The following is an 18,319-nucleotide window of genomic DNA, read 5'->3' on the forward strand; positions in this document are numbered from 1 at the left end:
TCGCATTCTCATGTTACAACAAAGCAGGTGATCGCGATTTTACTAAAACAAAAAGTATCGCTGTGCCATTGGCAGAACTGTCGCAGGTTCACAAGTTAGCAATTCCCCATCTGCCCTCACTTCATAAGTTTCTGGATCTACTTCTATATGGGGTAACGCATCATTTAGTTTCATATCCTGCTTGCTCAACTGACGTGTTCCACAAACAGCCACTGCTTGCTTTTGCAATCCCAATTGGCTCGGAATTTCCCTTTCTAACGCTGCTTGCGAAACAAAAGTGAACGACGTGGCGTGACGCGCGCCTGCAAAACTACCAAACATCGGGCGCATATGCACTGGTTGCGGTGTGGGAATACTAGCATTAGCATCACCCATTTGCGCCCAGGCGATCGCACCGCCTTTAATCACGATCTCCGGTTTGACACCAAAAAATGCTGGATGCCACAAACACAAATCAGCTAGTTTACCCTCTTCAACTGAACCTACATACTGAGAAATTCCGTGAGTAATTGCTGGATTAATTGTGTATTTAGCGACATATCTTTTTGCCCGCAAGTTATCTGCTCTTTGTTCTCCTCCTGGGAGAGAAGTTGGAGTGAGATTTCCACGTTGCACTTTCATCTTGTGTGCTGTCTGCCATGTGCGAATTATTACTTCTCCTACTCTTCCCATTGCTTGAGAGTCAGAAGAAATCATACTAAACGCGCCCAAATCGTGCAAAATGTCTTCAGCAGCGATAGTTTCCCGGCGAATACGCGACTCCGCAAACGCCACATCTTCAGCAATACCCGGATCGAGGTGATGACACACCATTAACATATCTAGGTGTTCGTCTAAGGTATTGAGAGTGTAAGGGCGTGTAGGATTAGTGGAAGATGGCAGGACATTCCTTTCACCGCAAACTTTGATAATATCGGGTGCGTGTCCGCCACCTGCGCCTTCTGTGTGGTAAGTATGAATGACACGATTTTTGAAGGCAGCGATAGTATTTTCCACAAATCCTGCTTCGTTCAACGTGTCGGTGTGAATTGCAACCTGCACGTCATATTCATTGGCAATGCTAAGGCAGGTATCAATTGCTGCTGGTGTTGTTCCCCAATCTTCGTGCAACTTCAACCCCATGACACCAGCTACCACTTGTTCCACCAGCCCTTGAGGCTGGCTGGCATTGCCTTTACCTAAAAATCCTAAGTTCACAGGAAAAGCGTCAGCCGCTTGTAGCATACGGTAAATATTCCAAGGGCCAGGTGTGCAAGTAGTAGCATTTGTACCTGTAGCCGGGCCTGTACCACCGCCAATCATTGTAGTAATACCAGAAGCGATCGCAACTTCAATTTGCTGGGGGCAGATAAAATGAATGTGGGCATCAATACCACCAGCAGTAAGAATCATTCCTTCTCCGGCGACGGCTTCTGTGCCGGGGCCAATAATAATGTCTACATTGTCTTGAATGTAGGGATTTCCAGCTTTACCGATTTTGAATATTTTGCCATCTTTGATACCGATATCTGCTTTGACTACACCCCACCAATCGAGAATCAAAGCGTTAGTAATTACCAGATCAACAGCACCATCGGCATTAGAAATAGGAGATTGTCCCATTCCGTCTCTAATTACTTTTCCGCCGCCAAATTTTACTTCATCCCCGTAGGTAGTTAAATCTTGTTCAACTTCTATAAATAATTCTGTATCAGCAAGGCGGATGCGATCGCCTGTTGTGGGGCCATAAGTTTCTGCGTAAGCGCGGCGATCCATTCTGTAAGGCATAATACATTCCTTGAAACTAACGTGTAGCCAATAAACTCTAACTCCGCGTTCCTTTGCGTACCTCTGCGTTTAAAAATAAATATACTTAGAGGTTGCCATTAATTCTGCCGTTAAAACCATAAACTTGACGACTACCAACTAAAGGAACTAACGTCACTTCTTTTTCATCCCCTGGTTCAAAACGAACTGCGGTGCCGGCGGGAATATCGAGGCGCATTCCCCGCGCTTGTTCTCGTTCAAAGTTTAAAGCGGCGTTAACTTCAAAAAAATGAAAGTGAGAACCAACTTGAATTGGGCGATCGCCTGTATTTGATACTCGCAATTTTACCGTCGAACGCCCCGCGTTGAGTTCGATTTCTCCTTGTGGTGTAATGATTTCTCCTGGAATCATAATTTTTAGGTTTTTGCGTCAAACTAATGAATTGGATTATGCACCGTCACAAGCTTAGTTCCATCTGGGAAAGTTGCTTCCACCTGCACTTGATGAATCATTTCTGGCACTCCTTCCATCACATCATCTCGCGTCAGGAGAGTGGTGCCATAACTCATTAACTCTGCAACTGTTCTGCCGTCTCTCGCTCCTTCTAAAATGGCAGCAGAAATATAAGCAATTGCTTCTGGATAATTTAATTTCAAACCTCTTGCTTTACGTCTTTCTGCTAGTAAAGCAGCAGTAAAAATAAGTAGTTTATCTTTTTCCTGAGGCGTCAGTTGCATCCCGATCTCCTTATTGGTGGCAGTTTGTTTAGATCTGCCAAACTCTGGGCAGACAGCTAACACGACTCAAAAAAGATACACGCAGTAGCTGCCAGACACTGATAAACCAGTTTCTCACTTCAGCAGTAGAAGAACCACGGTATCGACACAAAAATCCATGTTCTAGACGAGTAACACCAACTTCACCTTCTCCATGCCATAAATCACGTGCTTTTTCAATCATGTCTTGCGAAACAGCACCTTGAACCCAAACTAAACTGCCTGCGATCGCTTGTCCATTTAATCCGTGAGGGCTGTGAAAAATTTTGTCGCTACCGGGTAACCATTGTCTATCTATCCATAAGGGTTTGCCCTGCTGCCAAATTTCGGTGTGCGATCGCCACTCTCCTTGTACAAACTTTTCTCCTCTGGCAGTGCGACCAAATCTAGTTATTTCCCAGCCTAAATAACTTGCTCCCGTAGCTAATTCTACTCGTAAATCTTGCCGATACAACGCACTATTGAACACAATCGTTTCTTGGGGTAACCACTCCAAACAAGCATTTGCATCAATTTGAATATTGATGGTTTGTCTTGCTCGTAACCCATTAGTACGATAAATCTTACTAGCAGCGGCGGTGGTAATTAATGCTTGGGCGTGAGGTTCGAGGTGAAAATTGCACGACAGGCGATCGCCTCCCACAATCCCACCAGCAGTATGCAAAATCACACTATGACAAACATTTTTTCCCTCTGGGTAAAACGGGCGTTGCACCTTTAATGGTGCTTGAGATTGACTGTGAATTAGTTGGGTTTCACCTTGAGTGCGAGCATATACTAAGTTGAGGTTACCATACCAACCTTGGTTAGGCTCTATTGTTGTTTGAGAGTGACACTGTTGAACCACAAATTCTTAACTACTAGTGTTTAGTTATAGTGTCTAGTTTAATCACCAACTACCACCAAGCAGGAAAGCAGGGGAGCACCAGGAGCAGTAATTGTACAGACGCCATGAATCGCGTCTGTACCCATTAACCACTAACTCCCCCACTTAAGCTAAACCCAGTTCTCTTTTGAGCAAGTTAATAGATGTGGTGCCGATGTAATTATCGCAGCGCACTAATTTGGGTGGACGAATAATATCTTCTTGCAGCATTTGTACTGCTGCTTGCACTGACGCAAAACTGGCTTGATCGCTGATTATTAGCTGCGCCCGCTTGACGATCGCATGAAGCTTATAAATATCTTTGGGCTGTGCTGTCATCACGAGTAGTTCATCTCCGCGCAAACCATGGAGGATTACTTCTGCGGCGCGTACAATCCCAGAACTGAGGCTGATTATACCAACACAGCTGTCTTTGGGGAGGTGTTTCAAAAGCTCGAATTCTTTAGCATAATCATAGATATCCAAGGGAATCACACGCACTGCTTTCGGTGCGGCAATTACTTCTACATCACCAATAAAATACCGACTGGTGACAACTGTAGCAGAAGTCGTTTTCTCAAGCACAGCAGCTAATTCTTCCATCACTACTAGCTGTACTGGTATTTTAAGAGACTGTTCTAATTCCTGCACCATCAGTTCTCCAGCACCGATATCGCTAGTAGGTACTGTCACCAATACTCGCGCACTACAACGCAAACGCCAGTCTACTTCTGCAAGAAAGATTTCTCTAGCTTGGTTGAGAGAACAGCCTTGGAAAAGAAGTTCATCCAGTGCTTGCTGAACAACTTTGTATGCTTGGGGATTTTCATTGAGAATCGGCGATTGCAGCCTGCTACCACCTTCATGCCCTTGGGCGCGGACATAAATTCCCGAACCAGCGAGACTTTCTACGAGTCCATCGTCTTCTAACTGACGGTAAACTTTACTGATAGTATTGCGGTGTAATCCTGTTTGCATTGCCAATGCCCGTGTACTTGGTAATTTGTAACCAGGAGGATATTGACGAGAAGCGATCGCAAACCGAATTTGATTAAATAGCTGAGAAGATGCGGGTATTTCACTGTCTGGCTGAATGCGGAACTGAATCATTACCAAACCTCCAAAGGTGGCAGTAGCAATTTGTGACTAGCTGCAAATGCTACTTGTCAAATATTTTATTTATACATTCAATTTCTCTGGGCAAAATTTCTCATGAATTCACTAAAAGGAACTGATAGTTTGACTTTGAGGTAGTCTAGAAATATTTGCACGAGTATATCTAAACTATTACAGGTTATTCGTAAAAACTATTATGGCAGAGCGAACAATCGATACTGCAACAGTTAACCTTTCGCAAGCTAATTTACACATCGCTGCTTACCTAGCAAAGCCAACTGAACCAGGCTCTTATCCAGGCATTGTGGTATTGCAGGAGATTTTTGGAGTTAACTCTCACATCCGTGATGTTACAGAACGTATTGCCCGCGAAGGCTATATAGCGATCGCCCCTGCATTGTTTGAGCGTACTGCTCCTGGTTTTGAAACTGGATATACACAAGAAGATATCGAAGTTGGCAGAAACTACGCTTGGGGGCAAACCAAAGCATCAGAATTATTAAGCGACATCCAATCAGCGATCAATTATCTTAAAACCCTACCCCAAGTCAAAAAAGATAAGTTTGGTTGTATTGGTTTTTGCTTCGGTGGGCACGTAGCATATCTTGCTGCAACTCTACCAGATATTAAGGCCACTGCCTCTTTTTATGGCGCACGTATCACTACCGCTACACCCGGAGGTGGCGCACCTACTATCACTCGCACACCGGAAATCACAGGCAGTTTCTATGCCTTTTTTGGTACAGAAGATGCTAGCATTCCCACTGAACAGGTAGATCAGATTGAAGCAGAGTTAAAAAAATACAACATTCCCCATCGTGTGTTTCGCTACGATGGAGCTGATCATGGATTTTTCTGCGACCAGCGTGCCAGTTATAATCCTAAAGCTGCAGCCGATGCCTGGGAGCAAGTCAAACAACTGTTTAGAGAACAACTAAACAGTTAATGGTTAATGGTTAATAGCTAATGGTTAATGGCTAGCAATCAACAATTAACAATTAGCAATTAACAATTAGCAGTTAGCAATTAACAATTAGCAATATATCTTTACAAGTCATGAATTCCGAAGCTAAACCTTCTCAAAAAGCCAATTCGTTGTTTTCGCTCGATGATTTTGCCAAAGCACTGGAACAACACGACTACCAGTTTCAAAAGGGACAAGTAGTACACGGGAAAGTGTTCCAATTGGAATCTGAGGGAGCTTATGTAGATATTGGTGGCAAATCCTCAGCTTTTCTTCCCCGTGAAGAGGCTTCTTTGAGAACAGTAACCAACTTATCAGATATCTTGCCGCTGAATGAGGAACTAGAATTTTTGGTGATCCGGGATCAGGATGCAGAAGGGCAAGTCACTCTTTCGCGGCGACAGTTGGAAATTAGGCACTTATGGGAACGACTAGCGCAAATGCAAGAAAATTCCCAAACAGTAGAAGTACGGGTAACAAATATAAACAAGGGTGGTGTAACTGTCGATATTCAGGGTTTGCGGGGATTTATTCCGCGATCGCATCTGAGCGAACGTGATAACTTAGAAGCACTCAAAGGACAAATTCTCACTGCTGGCTTTTTAGAAGTTGATCGTGGCAACAACAAATTGATTCTTTCCCAACGCTTGGCAACTCGTTCTGCTAATTTTAGTATGTTGGAAATAGGTCAATTGGTAGAAGGGAAAGTAACTGGGATCAGACCTTTTGGTGTATTTGTTGATTTAGATGGTGTTAGTGCCTTACTCCACATCAAGCAAGTAAGTCAGAAATTTATCGACAATCTAGAAAAGATATTTCAAGTTAATCAGCCGATCAAAGCTGTAATTATTGATTTAGATGAAGGTAAAGGCCGAGTTGCTCTTTCTACTAGAGTATTAGAAAATTTCCCTGGCGAGGTGCTGGAGAATTTTGAGGAAGTGATGACTTCAGCTCCAGCACGGGCAGAAAGAGCTAGAGCTAAACTTTCCGAATAAATTTTGTTAGTAGATAGTAGGGGAGGCAGCGCGTTGCGGAACAGTGCGGTGGTGAGCCAGCGCGCCCTTGCGGGTTAAGAGCGTTGTAGCACCTGGCGTCAACTGGCGTCGGGTTTCCCGCGTTATAGCACCTGGCGTCAACTGGCGTCGGGTTTCCCGCGTTATAGTGACTGCCGTGCGAGTTTTGCTGTCATCTTGCCGCTAAAACTGATAATTTATCTTCGTAAACCCGCCCGTACAGTAGGTAGTAGGTAGTATTTAATAACTAACCACTAACTCTACTAACAATTCCTAATCTTTAACAGTACTGTGATACATCCTCGCCACATTCGTCGGCTAGATAGCATAGCGCTCGAAAACGCAAGCTCACCAATTCTTCGTATAAAGGGTTGAGTTTGCACATCGGCGGAATGTGGAAAAAGATTCTACCGAATAACTTGACATCGCGCTCAAAGGGACATTGAGCAGGAATGAGCGTACATAAACGATGAGCTAATTGGCGATCGCGAATTTGTAGGCTGTCTAGCCAATGACGTAATGGTTGAAGAATAGACAAGTAATGCTTGGGGTTAGTACAGCCTAGCTGAATAACATTAGTGTTTGTAGCTTCGGTTGAATTTAATGATACCCAGCTAGCAAAAAAAATCTTTTTTGTGGTATTATCGAATACCTTCATGATTTACTCCTCTTTTTTCGTGAGGGTCTTCACCACTTTGCTGAAGATATACAAGCTAACAATGACATTTCCGGAAGAATGCTGTTTAGACAAGGCTTAGATCTAATGTTTCGGTAGCCACTCACATCAGAATCTATTTATTAATACGTCAAGTTAATCGCAATTTTCCCGGATTCGGAAGTGTGATATTACTATCTTGTTCATAACTTGACTTAGTTAAAATTTTAATAAAGCCATCTATCTACAGACAGATATTACTCTAACATTTACAAAACTTATTTGCAGACAAATCATATCTATTTCTTGTAGTAATTGTCTGTAGGTATAAATACTGTTTTTTAGATTTAACAAGAAATAGCTCAATACTATACCAATGACAATTAACAAATTAGCTATCTATGGTGTGTTAGGGCTAACTTACTTGGGGTTGGCATTGGGCTATGTTCCTGGCTTTCGCATGAACCGTGTCACGATCGCCTTAGTAGGATCTAGCTGTTTAATTACGCTCGGCGTGCTGAGTTTGCAGCAAGCATGGGATGCAATAGATTCTACCACCATTGTATTTTTGTTGAGCATGATGGTGATTAACGCCAATCTCTCCTATGCGGGGTTTTTTCCCCAAGTACTCTCGCTTCTATTACGTTTTACCCGCAGTCCTTTGGGCATATTGATTGCCTTGACTTTTGGCAGTGGCATCCTCTCTGCCTTTTTTCTCAATGATACTTTAGTACTAATTTTTACGCCATTCACAATCAGCCTCACTCAAGCCTTGCGGTTGAATCCCATACCTTATTTATTAGCGATGGCGGGGGCTACTAACATTGGCTCTGTTGCCACCTTGAGTGGTAATCCCCAAAATATTTTAATTGGCTCTTTTTCAGGTATCGGCTTCCTTGATTTTATGCGGGCACTGGCTCCAGTCGCTGTAACTGGTTTGGCAATTCAAGTAATTCTACTGTGCTTGCTTTATCCAAATGTACGCTCAACTGTATCTTGCACACAATTAAGCATCCGTAAACACCGTATCTTCAAACCCCTGTTTCATAAAACTTTAATCATCACTAGTGGACTGTTAATTGCCTTTGTTGCTGGTTTACCTGTAGCAGAGTCAGCCTTAGTTGCTGCTAGCTTATTACTCATCACTCGCCGTGTCAAACCTCAACGCATTCTCAAGAAGGTGGATTGGAACTTGCTAGTAATGTTTTCCGGGCTGTTTATTTTGAGTAGAGTTACACAACAGTTAAATTTGCTAAAACCTTTTACCTATGCAGTTAACTCTTCTGCTGGGCTTTTAGGAGTAACAGCAATTTTGTCTAACATGATTTCTAATGTTCCTGCTGTACTTCTACTGCAATCCTTAATTCCTAGAGATGATACTCAATCCTGGTTATTACTAGCAGCAGGATCAACCTTGGCAGGTAATTTAACTTTATTTGGTTCGGTAGCAAATTTGATAGTTGTAGAAGCTGCGGCTGAGTTAGGATATCAGCTAACTTTTGTTGAGCATCTGCGCTTTGGTGTGCCAATAACCTTGTTAACTTTGCTTCTAGTTTTTCTGTGGATTCACTAATAAATTAAAAATTCAAATTTATCCTTATCTAGTTTAAGTGAAGATACAGATAAGTAGGTGGACATGATTAAATGTAAAATGGCAACTTCTAAAAAGCAGATTGGAACAGCTTTTTACCTTCTGCTCTCTGTCATCTGCCATCTGTCTTCTACTTAGTCGTTATTAAAGATTAAATATAGAACTGTTTAATCAAGTAATGCTTTAAATTTCTTCTATCAAAATAGTTATAGATAAAAAGATCTGTCATCCTGCCATGCGTCAAGATATTGAACTTTACAACCAAGCTTTAGATAGTGGGAAAGAAGGTGCTTGGGCTGATGTAATTTTGATACTCCGTAAAGCTTTAGAAATTAACGACTCTGAGGCAGAATATCATTCTTTGATGGGTGTTGCCTGTCTGGGGCTAGAATTGAAGGATTTAGCAATACACCACTTCCGTCAAGCTAACAAACTCAATCCTTCCGATCCTTTGCTAGCTCATTATCTACCATTGTTGCATGATGATGACGATCCACCAAGTACAAGGATTCCTCGCTCGCCTTACCCTTTCATGCCTAGTACAGGAACTGAAGTGGAATTTGATAATGATATGAATTAAGTTCTTTCCCTGTGGCTCAATGCAAAGGCATGATTTTAGAAAAAGTAGGAAATGGAGAAAGCTTAGGTAAAGTTGGGGCTTGTTTTGTTCTGACTATGAGTAAACCATTTCACTAAATGCGAGATACCAATAATTTCCCCTCTGCCCCTGTTGCCCCTGAAGCTCCTCTGCTAACTAAATGTATCAACCTTAAAGTGAAACGGTATGAGCCAAAGTAGAGACGCGTATGCCGCAGGCGTTACCGGAGGGTAATTTTGCGTCTCTACAACGAGAGCAATTTCAGATAAACAAGCTCTAAGATGCTACCTGAGCAGCAGTACGTGTACGCCGCCTTCTCCCATCAGCAACTTTCACAGGAGGCTCATCGGGAATTTGCATCAGCAATGTGACGGATGGTTGACATTGCAGTTCACGACGGATGGAACGCGCCATTTCTCGCTCAAGCACTTCTTGCAATCCACCCCAGTCTACCTCTGGTTGTTCGCCATCATAAGTTTGGGCAAATTCTGTCCAGCGCACGCTGAGGATTTCTTCGATCCGCTGTTGTACCCACTTTTGCAGGAGCGATCGCTCGATGCTTGTTACCACACCCCGCAGGTGAATTTCTGGTTTTGCCATCAACTTGCCACTCCAATCGATAGCAGTGGCGATGGTAACAATACCTTCCTCTGCCATCTTTTGCCGTTCTTGCAATACTTTGGCACTAACCATTCCAGAACTGGAAGTATCGACCAATTCTAGACCTGATGGCACTTTTCCGGCAACGGCAATGGACTCTGGTGTTAATTCCACAATATCGCCATTCTGAATAATCACCATGTTCTCGGCGGGAATACCCATACTCTGGGCTGTTTGGGAGTGCTTCACCAGCATTCGATGCTCGCCGTGCACGGGTAAGAAAAATTTGGGACGAGTCAATGCTAACATCAACTTTTGGTCTTCCTGACAGCCATGCCCGGAGACGTGAATGCCCTTTTCTCGACCATAAACTACATTCGCGCCCTGCATCATCAGTTTATCGATGACATTAACAACAGCTATGGTATTACCGGGAATTGGGTTAGCCGAGAAGACTACTGTGTCACCTTGTCGAATTTTGATGTGAGGATGTTCTTTATTAGCGATGCGTGTCAGGGCTGACATTGGTTCACCCTGAGAGCCAGTAGTTAAAATTAGTACGCTTTCATCAGGAATATTGCGGATAGCATTCAATGGCTGCAGCAAATCGTCTTTACATTTGATGTAACCAAGGTTGCGGGCATGGGCAATAAGATTCAGCATCGAACGCCCAACAACGCCAACGACACGATTATGCTTCTGTGCCAGTTGCAAAATAATGTTGATGCGATGCACGCTAGAGGCAAAGGTGGTGACAAAAAGTCGTCCAGCAGCTTGAGAGAAAACTCGGTCAAGATTGGGAGCCACAGAACTTTCTGAGGGTGTAAATCCAGGCACTTCTGAGTTAGTTGAATCACTCATCAAGCAAAGAACGCCTTTTTCTCCATGCTCGGCTAACCGTTGCAAATCAAAACGTTCGCCGTCTACAGGAGTGTGGTCAAATTTAAAGTCTCCGGTGTGGATAATCACACCGAGTGGTGTATGAATAGCTACGGTGAAGCTATCCGCAATGGAGTGGGTATTGCGAATATATTCCACAAAGAAGTGTTTGCCAATTCGCACTACATCGCGGGGAAGAACGGTTCTTAATTCGGTGCGATCGCGTACTCCAGCCTCTTCTAATTTGCCCTCTAGCATTGCCATTGCTAATCTTGGGCCATAGATTACGGGAATTTCAAATTGCTTTAAGTGAAAGGCAATTCCACCGATATGATCTTCATGACCATGGGTGACGATCATGCCTTTAATTTTGTGACGATTTTCCCGCATGTAGGTCATGTCTGGGAGGACAATATTAACTCCGTGCATTCCATCTGTAGGAAATGCCAAACCCGCATCTAACAGAATAATCTCATCATCATATTCAAAAACACAGGTATTTTTGCCAATTTCATGCAAGCCGCCCAAGGGAATAATTTTCAGGGCGGAGTTGATTTCGTTTTTACTCATTTTCTCCTTAGATTGTTCTTTGTTGTAAATAGTGTTGGAATGTAGAAGTCTTTTAAGACAGTTAAAAATTTCTGTCTATTAAGTTAGTTAAGATTCCTATAAACTAGTCGGCTTTTTATCGGATGTTTTATTTTTCGATAATATTCAATAAAAATGTACTTTAAGCAAGCAGATTTAGTGGTAATTTTTCTTTAGTAGCACAGGTATCATACCTGTTACACTGTCAAAATTACTTATAATACTGATTATGGCTTCTAATTAGCAAAGTCGCTTAGTTTCTGGCAGTTCCTGCTAAGTTAAACCAACTTCCTTCATCACTGCCTCTAACTTTTGAGTGACTTTTGCGTCAGCTTCACATAATGGCGGGCGAGTAGAACCAACCTGCCAGCCTTGAAGTTGTAATGCTTTTTTAACTGGAATCGGATTCGTTGTGATAAACAAAGCTTTAAATAGCGGGAAAAGTCGCAGATGAATGTCAGTAGCAGCTTGGATTTTACCCGAATTTAATAATTGGATCATCTGCTGTAGTTCATTGCCTACCAGATGAGAAGCAACGCTAACTACACCCTTTGCCCCGATTGCTAACATCGGCAGTGTTAAAGAATCATCTCCAGAGTAAATCTGAAATTCTTTTGGTGTCAAGCGACGAATTTCACTTGCTTGGTCTAAATTTCCACTAGCTTCCTTGATACCAACAATATTTTCAATTTCTGCTAGCCGAGCAACTGTTTCGGGTTGCAAATTTTGACCAGTACGACCTGGTACATTGTACAACAACAAGGGTAACTGACCAGAAGCGGCTATGGCTTGAAAATGCTGGTAAAGCCCTTCTTGCGGTGGTTTATTGTAATAGGGAACAACTTGTAAGGCACCGTGTACTCCTATTTTAGCTGCTTTTTGGGTAGCAGCGATCGCTTCTTTGGTGGAATTGGAACCGCATCCTGCCATTACTAGCGCCTTTCCTGCCACTGCTTCTAACACAGTAGAGAATAAATGGTATTCCTCTTCCCAGCTCAAAGTAGGAGATTCTCCTGTGGTACCACATACCACAACTGTATCTGTACCGTTGTTTGCTAGATGTTCTGCCAGTTTTGCTGCAACATCATAGTTTACACTGCCGTCTTCTTTAAACGGCGTAATCATTGCGGTTAGAACTCTACCAAAATCTACCACCCTTTTTACACTCCTGATTCTTTGTTTTTTTGTTTTGGTGGTTCTGTGTTTAATAACCCATCTATAAAATGTGTTTCAAGTCATTAGTCATTGGTCAATAGTAAATAGCTAAATTAAAAAATTGGACTTTTGACCGTGAGCTATAGACTATGGACTTCTGCTAACTATTAACTAACGTATGTTGCTGCCTTCGGTTTCAGTAGATTTTCTTCTACCAATAATTCAGCGATTTGTACAGCGTTTAAAGCAGCACCTTTACGAATTTGATCGCCACACAACCATAATTCCAAACCGCAAGGGTGAGAAATATCCTGACGAATTCTACCTACTAAAACTTCATCCTTACCTGTTGCTTCCAAAGGCATAGGAAAATAATTTTTTCGCCAATCTTCTAATAACTTTACTCCAGGAGATTTTTGAAGAATTTCTCTGGCTTCGTTTGGGCTAAATGGTGTCTCAAATTCTAGATTAATAGCTTCTGAATGGGCGCGAAGTACAGGGACTCGTACACAAGTAGCAGTAATTCTAATCTGCTGATTGTCAAAAATTTTCCGTGTTTCGTTGACCATTTTCATTTCTTCTTCGCAGTATCCCCAATCATTTAATGGGGAATTATGCGGGAATAAATTAAATGCCAACGGGTAAGGAAATACTTCGGCAGTTGGTTCTTTCCCTTCTAAAATTGCGCTGGCTTGAGTTTTTACTTCTGCCATCGCTTGCGCACCCGCACCGCTTGCAGACTGGTAGGTTGCAGCTACGATACGTTTTACTGGTTTGACTTGATGCAAGGGCCACACTGCCACCGTCATCAAAATTGTGGTGCAGTTAGGGTTGGCTATAATTCCCTTGTGATTTGCTGCTGCTTGGGGATTCACTTCTGGAACTACCAAAGGGACATCCGGGTTCATCCGAAAAGCACTGGAATTATCAATAACCACTGCTCCTTTTTCTACTGCCACGGGTGCCCAAGTTTTGGATGTTGAACCTCCTGCACTTGCTAGCACTAAATCCACGTTTTCAAACATTGCATCGCTGACTGGCTCCACGAGCAACTTTTCACCTTTGAAGGGTAGCCTTTGTCCCGCACTGCGTTCTGATGCCAACAACTTCAAATCTGAAACGGGGAAATTACGGCTTTCTAAAAGTTCCAATAATTCTCTGCCAACTGCACCAGTTGCTCCTAAAATAGCTACACGGTAGGAATTAGACAAACTTGCTTCCTCCTTAATTATGATTCTTTTGGTTTTTACATTTTTCTGGAAAGTTTCTAAACTCAGGTTTTATCCATAGTTAAAGTTAATGAAAATAACAACACAAAAATTTAAATAAACTTGAATACTCTATAGTTATCATTAATAAACTTTAATTTTTCATCTAATTATAGTAATTTACTTGCTTTTTGCTTTTGTAAAAATATTGTTGCATTTTACAACAATTAGCTGTTAATTTCTCAGCAAATGCACAATATAAATTATATATATTATACAGCAAATCGCATTTTTGCTATTAACGACTGATAGTTACGCCTCAGGCTAACAACAGAACCCTGTTGAAAATATCAAAGTGTCTTGACTATGGATGTACTATGATCCAAATGGATTGAGAGTAACAGGCTAGGAACCCACTTTCCACTCTGAGCAAGACTAAGCAGTAGTAGCTGCACTCCTGATTAAGCAGTTCAACGAAAATGTTGCACAAGCAATTGCTAATCACAACTGCTGGTGTGAGAACCAGGATATCACGCCATCAGCTATCCGGTAAAAGCTACTGAGGAGGTTAAATAATATAGACTGATTTGCGCTAGAGTATCAAGAGCTTTCGCATTGGCAGTAAACTGGATCTCTATTCAGCAGCACCCATATATTTGGAAAGCTGATCAAGCCCAAAGGTAGATTCCGCCCCAAAGCTTGGAAATCATAAATTATCTTAGATGCGAGTGAGCTTTATTTGCAGGAGCTATGCAGATCGCGTCTTTGGTAAAAGTAACAAAAAGAATAGTAGCAACAAAGCAATAGAGACGAAGCATGAAAGTTACCCAGGAAAAACTTCCCGCCAGTCAAATAGGTCTGGAAATAGAAATTACACCCGAAAAGACTAAGCAAACCTACGAACAGGTAATTCAAAACTTCACTCGTTCTGCCAATATTCCTGGGTTTCGCAAAGGCAAAGTGCCACGGCAGATATTGCTGCAGCGTCTAGGGGTAACTCGAATTAAGGCAGCAGCGCTGGAAGAACTAATTCAAGATGGAATTACAGAAGCAGTAAAACAAGAGGACATTAACGCGATCGGGCAACCGCGATTGCGCTCTTCGTTTGAGGATTTGATTAATAATTATGAACCAGGTAAAGCCCTGACCATTTCGGCTGCTGTCGATGTACCACCAGAAGTAAATTTAGCTCAGTACACCGATCTGGAAATCAAAGCCGAAGAAATCAAATACGAGCCAGAGCGAGTAGACAAAGTCCTAGAGAGCGAACGCCAGCAAATGGCAACATTAATTCCTGTAGAAGGACGCCCAGCACAATTGGGAGATGTTGCCGTAGTTGATTTTAAAGGCGTGCTAGCCAAAGCCGAAGGTGAGGACGAAGCAGCAGAACCTGAAGCAATTCCCGGCGGCGAAGCCACTGATTTTCAAGTCGAGTTGCAGGAAGATAGATTTATTCCCGGCTTTGTTGTCGGGATTGTGGGAATGAATCCTGGCGAAACCAAGGAAGTTCATGCCACTTTTCCAGATCCATATGCCAATGAGGATCTGGCTGGAAAACCAGCTATTTTCACAGTCACCCTCAAAGAACTCAAGGAAAAAGAACTGCCAGAATTGAATGATGATTTTGCCCAAGAAGTCAGCGAGTTTGAGACTTTGGCAGAGTTACGTACTTCCTTAGAAGAGAGATTTCAAAAAGAGGCTGAACAAAAAACAAAAGAAAATCAGCAAGAAGCCCTTGTCAAGGAACTTTTGAAGTATGTAGAAGTAGATTTGCCAGAAACAATGATTGAGCAGGAAGTCGATCATATGTTGACGCAAACTGCGATTCGGCTGTCGCAGCAAGGGCTGGATATCAAGAAATTGTTTACTCCTGATGTCATTCCTCAGTTGCGGCAACGTTCTCGCGATGAAGCAGTTGAGCGTTTGAAGCGATCGCTTGCTCTAGAAGAAATTGGCAAACGCGAATCCATCCAAGTCAGTGAAGAAGAAGTCGCAGCCAGAATCAAAGAACTTCTGGAACAGTACCCCCAAGAAGATGTGGATCAAGATAGACTGCAAGAAGTCGTCAAAAACGAACTATTAACAGAAAAAACTATCGACTGGCTCTTAGAACACTCAAAAGTTGAACTTGTACCTGAAGGTTCTTTGAGCGCGACAGAAAAAACACCACCAGAAGCAACCGAAACTCAAGAACAAACAAGCGAAGAAACTTCCCCAGCAGACGAAACAGCTGCAACAGAAGCACAATAGCTTGCCAAAGGTAGCATTTCTCGTTCCAAGGCGGAACATTTAAGGAAACTTAAATAAATTGCCTCGCACTTTACCGCCTTGGCTTGATACTGTGTTTACACGAGAAGAATTTATATGAGGCATAATGGTTTTAACACATACCTAACAACACAAAACTAATCGCTATCATAGTCAGCGTAGGCTGTCTAAACCGCTGTTATTCTTTGGTTAGCAAATATTCTCTATGCTTGTATCGCAGTCGGGAAATTATCCAATCAGCAGTTTAAATAAATTTGAAATGCGCTCCCAAAGCCTTCCTAGCAACATTGTCCCCATGGTTGTAGAGCAATCTGGCATGGGAGAACGAGCTTTTGATATCTACTCCCGCCTGCTGCGAGAGCGGATTATTTTTTTGGGAACGCCAATTGACGACAATGTTGCCAATTCAATAGTTGCCCAATTGTTGTTTCTAGACGCCGAAGATCCAGAAAAAGACATTCAACTGTACATAAATTCTCCTGGCGGCTCTGTCACAGCAGGCATGGCAATTTATGATACCATCCAACAAATCCGTCCTGATGTAGTCACAATCTGTTTTGGTTTAGCCGCGAGTATGGGGGCATTTTTGTTGTGTGCAGGCACTGCTGGCAAACGAATGTCTTTACCAGATTCTCGGATTATGATTCACCAACCCTTAGGTGGTGCTCAAGGACAAGCCGTTGATATCGAGATACAAGCCAAAGAAATTCTTTATCATAAATCTAAGTTGAATCAGTTACTTGCCCAGCACACTGGTCAACCATTAGAAAGAATCGAAGCTGATACTGAACGGGACTTTTTTATGTCGGCTGAAGAAGCCAAAAATTATGGATTGATCGATCAGGTCATCTATAGACAAAATCTTCCCACAGCAGGGGAAAACGTCACCATTGTGAAATAAGAGGCTGGTATGTCTAAATACGACTCCCATTTGAAATGTTCGTTTTGTGGCAAGTCTCAAGAGCAGGTGCGTAAACTCATCGCTGGCCCGGGAGTCTACATCTGTGATGAGTGCGTTGACTTGTGCAATGAAATCCTAGATGAGGAATTACTCGACACGAATAGTGCTGCGTCACAACCAGCACCTCGGTCAGAACCTCCTCAGAAACGCCGCACCCGCTCTGCCAGTCTCTCGTTAAATCAAATCCCCAAACCGCGAGAGATTAAGAAGTATTTGGACGAACACGTCATTGGTCAAGACGAAGCCAAAAAAGTTTTGTCAGTAGCTGTTTACAATCACTACAAACGATTGTCACTGGTTCAGTCCAAAAACAATGGCAAGGGATCAACAGATGATGCTGTCGAGCTGCAAAAGTCAAATATTCTGCTGATTGGCCCTACAGGCTGTGGCAAAACTCTTTTGGCACAAACTTTGGCAAAAATCCTTGATGTACCCTTTGCAGTTGCCGATGCTACAACCCTAACTGAAGCGGGATATGTGGGCGAAGATGTAGAAAATATCTTACTGCGACTTTTGCAAGTAGCGGACTTAGATGTCGAAGAGGCGCAGCGGGGAATTATCTACATTGACGAAATTGACAAAATTGCCCGTAAGAGCGAAAATCCCTCGATTACACGAGATGTATCTGGCGAAGGCGTTCAGCAAGCATTGCTGAAAATGTTAGAGGGAACAATTGCTAACGTGCCACCCCAAGGCGGGCGCAAGCATCCCTATCAAGACTGCATTCAAATTGATACCAGTAATATCTTGTTCATTTGCGGTGGTGCTTTTGTCGGCTTGGAGAAAGTAGTAGAGCAGAGAACGGGTAAAAAGTCAATCGGTTTTGTCCAACCAGGAGAAGGGCAGACGAAAGAAAAGCGGGCAGCAGACACTCTCCGCTATCTTGAACCAGACGACCTGGTTAAGTTTGGTATGATACCAGAATTTATTGGTAGAGTACCAATGGTGGCGGTGGTAGACCCGCTAGATGAAGAAGCGCTAATGGCGATATTAACCCAGCCGCGCAGTGCCCTAGTCAAGCAGTATCAAAAACTGCTGAAGATGGACAACGTGCAGCTAGAGTTTAAACAAGAAGCTTTGCGAGCGATCGCTCAAGAAGCTTATCGCCGGAAAACTGGTGCAAGAGCGCTACGGGGTATTGTCGAAGAACTGATGCTGGATGTGATGTACGAGTTACCATCTCGTAAAGATGTGACTCGCTGTACAGTGACAAAGGAAATGGTGGAGAAACGTTCCACTGCCGAGCTAATTATGCATCCATCTACAATGCCTAAACCAGAATCAGCGTAAAAGGACAAAGGATGTAGATGCCCTACGGGCGGCTTCCCGTAGGGT

Annotated in this window: 17 protein-coding genes; 8 read left to right on the forward strand and 9 right to left on the reverse strand. The window is 42.8% G+C overall.

Annotated elements, in window-relative coordinates; all coding sequences use genetic code 11:
* Positions 1-42: 42 nt before the first annotated feature.
* The 5 genes from ureC to UYC_RS0112515 form a co-directional block, all read right to left on the reverse strand.
* Complete coding sequence (gene ureC, locus UYC_RS0112495) at positions 43-1,755, reverse strand: urease subunit alpha (RefSeq protein WP_016878567.1); 1,713 nt, start codon at positions 1,753-1,755, stop codon at positions 43-45.
* A 97-nt stretch (positions 1,756-1,852) separates the two neighbouring features.
* Positions 1,853-2,158 carry an urease subunit beta gene (locus tag UYC_RS0112500; protein WP_016878566.1) on the reverse strand — a complete coding sequence of 102 codons (306 nt, stop codon included), beginning with the start codon at positions 2,156-2,158 and terminating at the stop codon, positions 1,853-1,855.
* Positions 2,159-2,181: 23 nt separating this feature from the next.
* A complete protein-coding gene (gene ureA / locus UYC_RS0112505; protein WP_016878565.1) occupies positions 2,182-2,484 on the reverse strand; it encodes an urease subunit gamma in 303 nt (100 codons plus the stop codon).
* A 28-nt stretch (positions 2,485-2,512) separates the two neighbouring features.
* A complete protein-coding gene (locus UYC_RS0112510) occupies positions 2,513-3,370 on the reverse strand; it encodes an urease accessory protein UreD (RefSeq protein WP_016878564.1) in 858 nt (285 codons plus the stop codon).
* Positions 3,371-3,514: 144 nt separating this feature from the next.
* Entirely contained in the window at positions 3,515-4,498 is a 984-nt protein-coding gene (locus tag UYC_RS0112515; RefSeq protein WP_016878563.1) for a GntR family transcriptional regulator, read from the reverse strand.
* 202 nt (positions 4,499-4,700) lie between these two features.
* Here UYC_RS0112515 and UYC_RS0112520 point away from each other — a divergent pair, with 202 nt between their 5' ends.
* The 3 genes from UYC_RS0112520 (at position 4,701) to UYC_RS39480 (ending at position 6,668) form a co-directional block, all read left to right on the forward strand.
* Entirely contained in the window at positions 4,701-5,450 is a 750-nt protein-coding gene (locus UYC_RS0112520; protein WP_016878562.1) for a dienelactone hydrolase family protein, read from the forward strand.
* Positions 5,451-5,560: 110 nt separating this feature from the next.
* Entirely contained in the window at positions 5,561-6,463 is a 903-nt protein-coding gene (locus tag UYC_RS0112525; RefSeq protein ID WP_016878561.1) for a S1 RNA-binding domain-containing protein, read from the forward strand.
* A gap of 67 nt (positions 6,464-6,530) precedes the next feature.
* On the forward strand, positions 6,531-6,668 hold the full coding sequence (locus tag UYC_RS39480) for a hypothetical protein (RefSeq protein WP_235083171.1): 138 nt from the start codon (positions 6,531-6,533) through the stop codon (positions 6,666-6,668).
* 93 nt (positions 6,669-6,761) lie between these two features.
* Here UYC_RS39480 and UYC_RS0112530 read toward each other — a convergent pair whose 3' ends face one another.
* Entirely contained in the window at positions 6,762-7,139 is a 378-nt protein-coding gene (locus UYC_RS0112530; RefSeq protein WP_016878560.1) for a Mo-dependent nitrogenase C-terminal domain-containing protein, read from the reverse strand.
* A gap of 373 nt (positions 7,140-7,512) precedes the next feature.
* Between UYC_RS0112530 and UYC_RS0112535 the strand changes: the two genes are divergently transcribed.
* Positions 7,513-8,709 carry an anion transporter gene (locus tag UYC_RS0112535; RefSeq protein WP_016878559.1) on the forward strand — a complete coding sequence of 399 codons (1,197 nt, stop codon included), beginning with the start codon at positions 7,513-7,515 and terminating at the stop codon, positions 8,707-8,709.
* 253 nt (positions 8,710-8,962) lie between these two features.
* A complete protein-coding gene (locus UYC_RS0112540) occupies positions 8,963-9,307 on the forward strand; it encodes a hypothetical protein (protein ID WP_016878558.1) in 345 nt (114 codons plus the stop codon).
* A gap of 294 nt (positions 9,308-9,601) precedes the next feature.
* Here the strand turns inward: UYC_RS0112540 and UYC_RS0112545 are convergent, their stop codons facing one another.
* From UYC_RS0112545 to UYC_RS0112555, 3 genes are all read right to left on the reverse strand, one after another.
* Positions 9,602-11,374 carry a ribonuclease J gene (locus UYC_RS0112545; protein ID WP_016878557.1) on the reverse strand — a complete coding sequence of 591 codons (1,773 nt, stop codon included), beginning with the start codon at positions 11,372-11,374 and terminating at the stop codon, positions 9,602-9,604.
* Between the two features lie 291 nt (positions 11,375-11,665).
* The gene (dapA, locus tag UYC_RS0112550) at positions 11,666-12,547 is read right to left on the reverse strand and encodes a 4-hydroxy-tetrahydrodipicolinate synthase (protein ID WP_016878556.1); all 882 of its coding nucleotides are present in this window, start codon (positions 12,545-12,547) and stop codon (positions 11,666-11,668) included.
* Between the two features lie 167 nt (positions 12,548-12,714).
* On the reverse strand, positions 12,715-13,758 hold the full coding sequence (locus tag UYC_RS0112555; protein ID WP_016878555.1) for an aspartate-semialdehyde dehydrogenase: 1,044 nt from the start codon (positions 13,756-13,758) through the stop codon (positions 12,715-12,717).
* A gap of 813 nt (positions 13,759-14,571) precedes the next feature.
* Here UYC_RS0112555 and tig point away from each other — a divergent pair.
* The 3 genes from tig (at position 14,572) to clpX (ending at position 18,274) form a co-directional block, all read left to right on the forward strand.
* Positions 14,572-16,005 carry a trigger factor gene (tig, locus tag UYC_RS0112560; RefSeq protein ID WP_016878554.1) on the forward strand — a complete coding sequence of 478 codons (1,434 nt, stop codon included), beginning with the start codon at positions 14,572-14,574 and terminating at the stop codon, positions 16,003-16,005.
* Positions 16,006-16,228: 223 nt separating this feature from the next.
* A complete protein-coding gene (gene clpP / locus UYC_RS0112565; protein ID WP_016878553.1) occupies positions 16,229-16,924 on the forward strand; it encodes an ATP-dependent Clp endopeptidase proteolytic subunit ClpP in 696 nt (231 codons plus the stop codon).
* 9 nt (positions 16,925-16,933) lie between these two features.
* Entirely contained in the window at positions 16,934-18,274 is a 1,341-nt protein-coding gene (clpX, locus tag UYC_RS0112570; protein WP_016878552.1) for an ATP-dependent protease ATP-binding subunit ClpX, read from the forward strand.
* Positions 18,275-18,319 lie beyond the last annotated feature (45 nt).

Origin of the sequence: Chlorogloeopsis fritschii PCC 6912, assembly GCF_000317285.1 — a bacterium.
Lineage (GTDB): Bacteria > Cyanobacteriota > Cyanobacteriia > Cyanobacteriales > Nostocaceae > Chlorogloeopsis > Chlorogloeopsis fritschii.

Bases quoted from the DNA above. Each gene is read 5' to 3' on its own strand.
- UYC_RS0112535 (WP_016878559.1), top strand. From the start codon at position 7,513: ATGACAATTAACAAATTAGCTATCTATGGTGTGTTAGGGCTAACTTAC.
- UYC_RS0112520 (WP_016878562.1), top strand. From the start codon at position 4,701: ATGGCAGAGCGAACAATCGATACTGCAACAGTTAACCTTTCGCAAGCT.
- ureA (WP_016878565.1), bottom strand. From the start codon at position 2,484: ATGCAACTGACGCCTCAGGAAAAAGATAAACTACTTATTTTTACTGCT.
- tig (WP_016878554.1), top strand. From the start codon at position 14,572: ATGAAAGTTACCCAGGAAAAACTTCCCGCCAGTCAAATAGGTCTGGAA.
- ureC (WP_016878567.1), bottom strand. From the start codon at position 1,755: ATGGATCGCCGCGCTTACGCAGAAACTTATGGCCCCACAACAGGCGAT.
- UYC_RS0112525 (WP_016878561.1), top strand. From the start codon at position 5,561: ATGAATTCCGAAGCTAAACCTTCTCAAAAAGCCAATTCGTTGTTTTCG.
- UYC_RS0112515 (WP_016878563.1), bottom strand. From the start codon at position 4,498: ATGATTCAGTTCCGCATTCAGCCAGACAGTGAAATACCCGCATCTTCT.
- UYC_RS0112540 (WP_016878558.1), top strand. From the start codon at position 8,963: ATGCGTCAAGATATTGAACTTTACAACCAAGCTTTAGATAGTGGGAAA.
- UYC_RS0112500 (WP_016878566.1), bottom strand. From the start codon at position 2,158: ATGATTCCAGGAGAAATCATTACACCACAAGGAGAAATCGAACTCAAC.
- clpP (WP_016878553.1), top strand. From the start codon at position 16,229: ATGCTTGTATCGCAGTCGGGAAATTATCCAATCAGCAGTTTAAATAAA.
- clpX (WP_016878552.1), top strand. From the start codon at position 16,934: ATGTCTAAATACGACTCCCATTTGAAATGTTCGTTTTGTGGCAAGTCT.
- UYC_RS0112530 (WP_016878560.1), bottom strand. From the start codon at position 7,139: ATGAAGGTATTCGATAATACCACAAAAAAGATTTTTTTTGCTAGCTGG.
- UYC_RS0112545 (WP_016878557.1), bottom strand. From the start codon at position 11,374: ATGAGTAAAAACGAAATCAACTCCGCCCTGAAAATTATTCCCTTGGGC.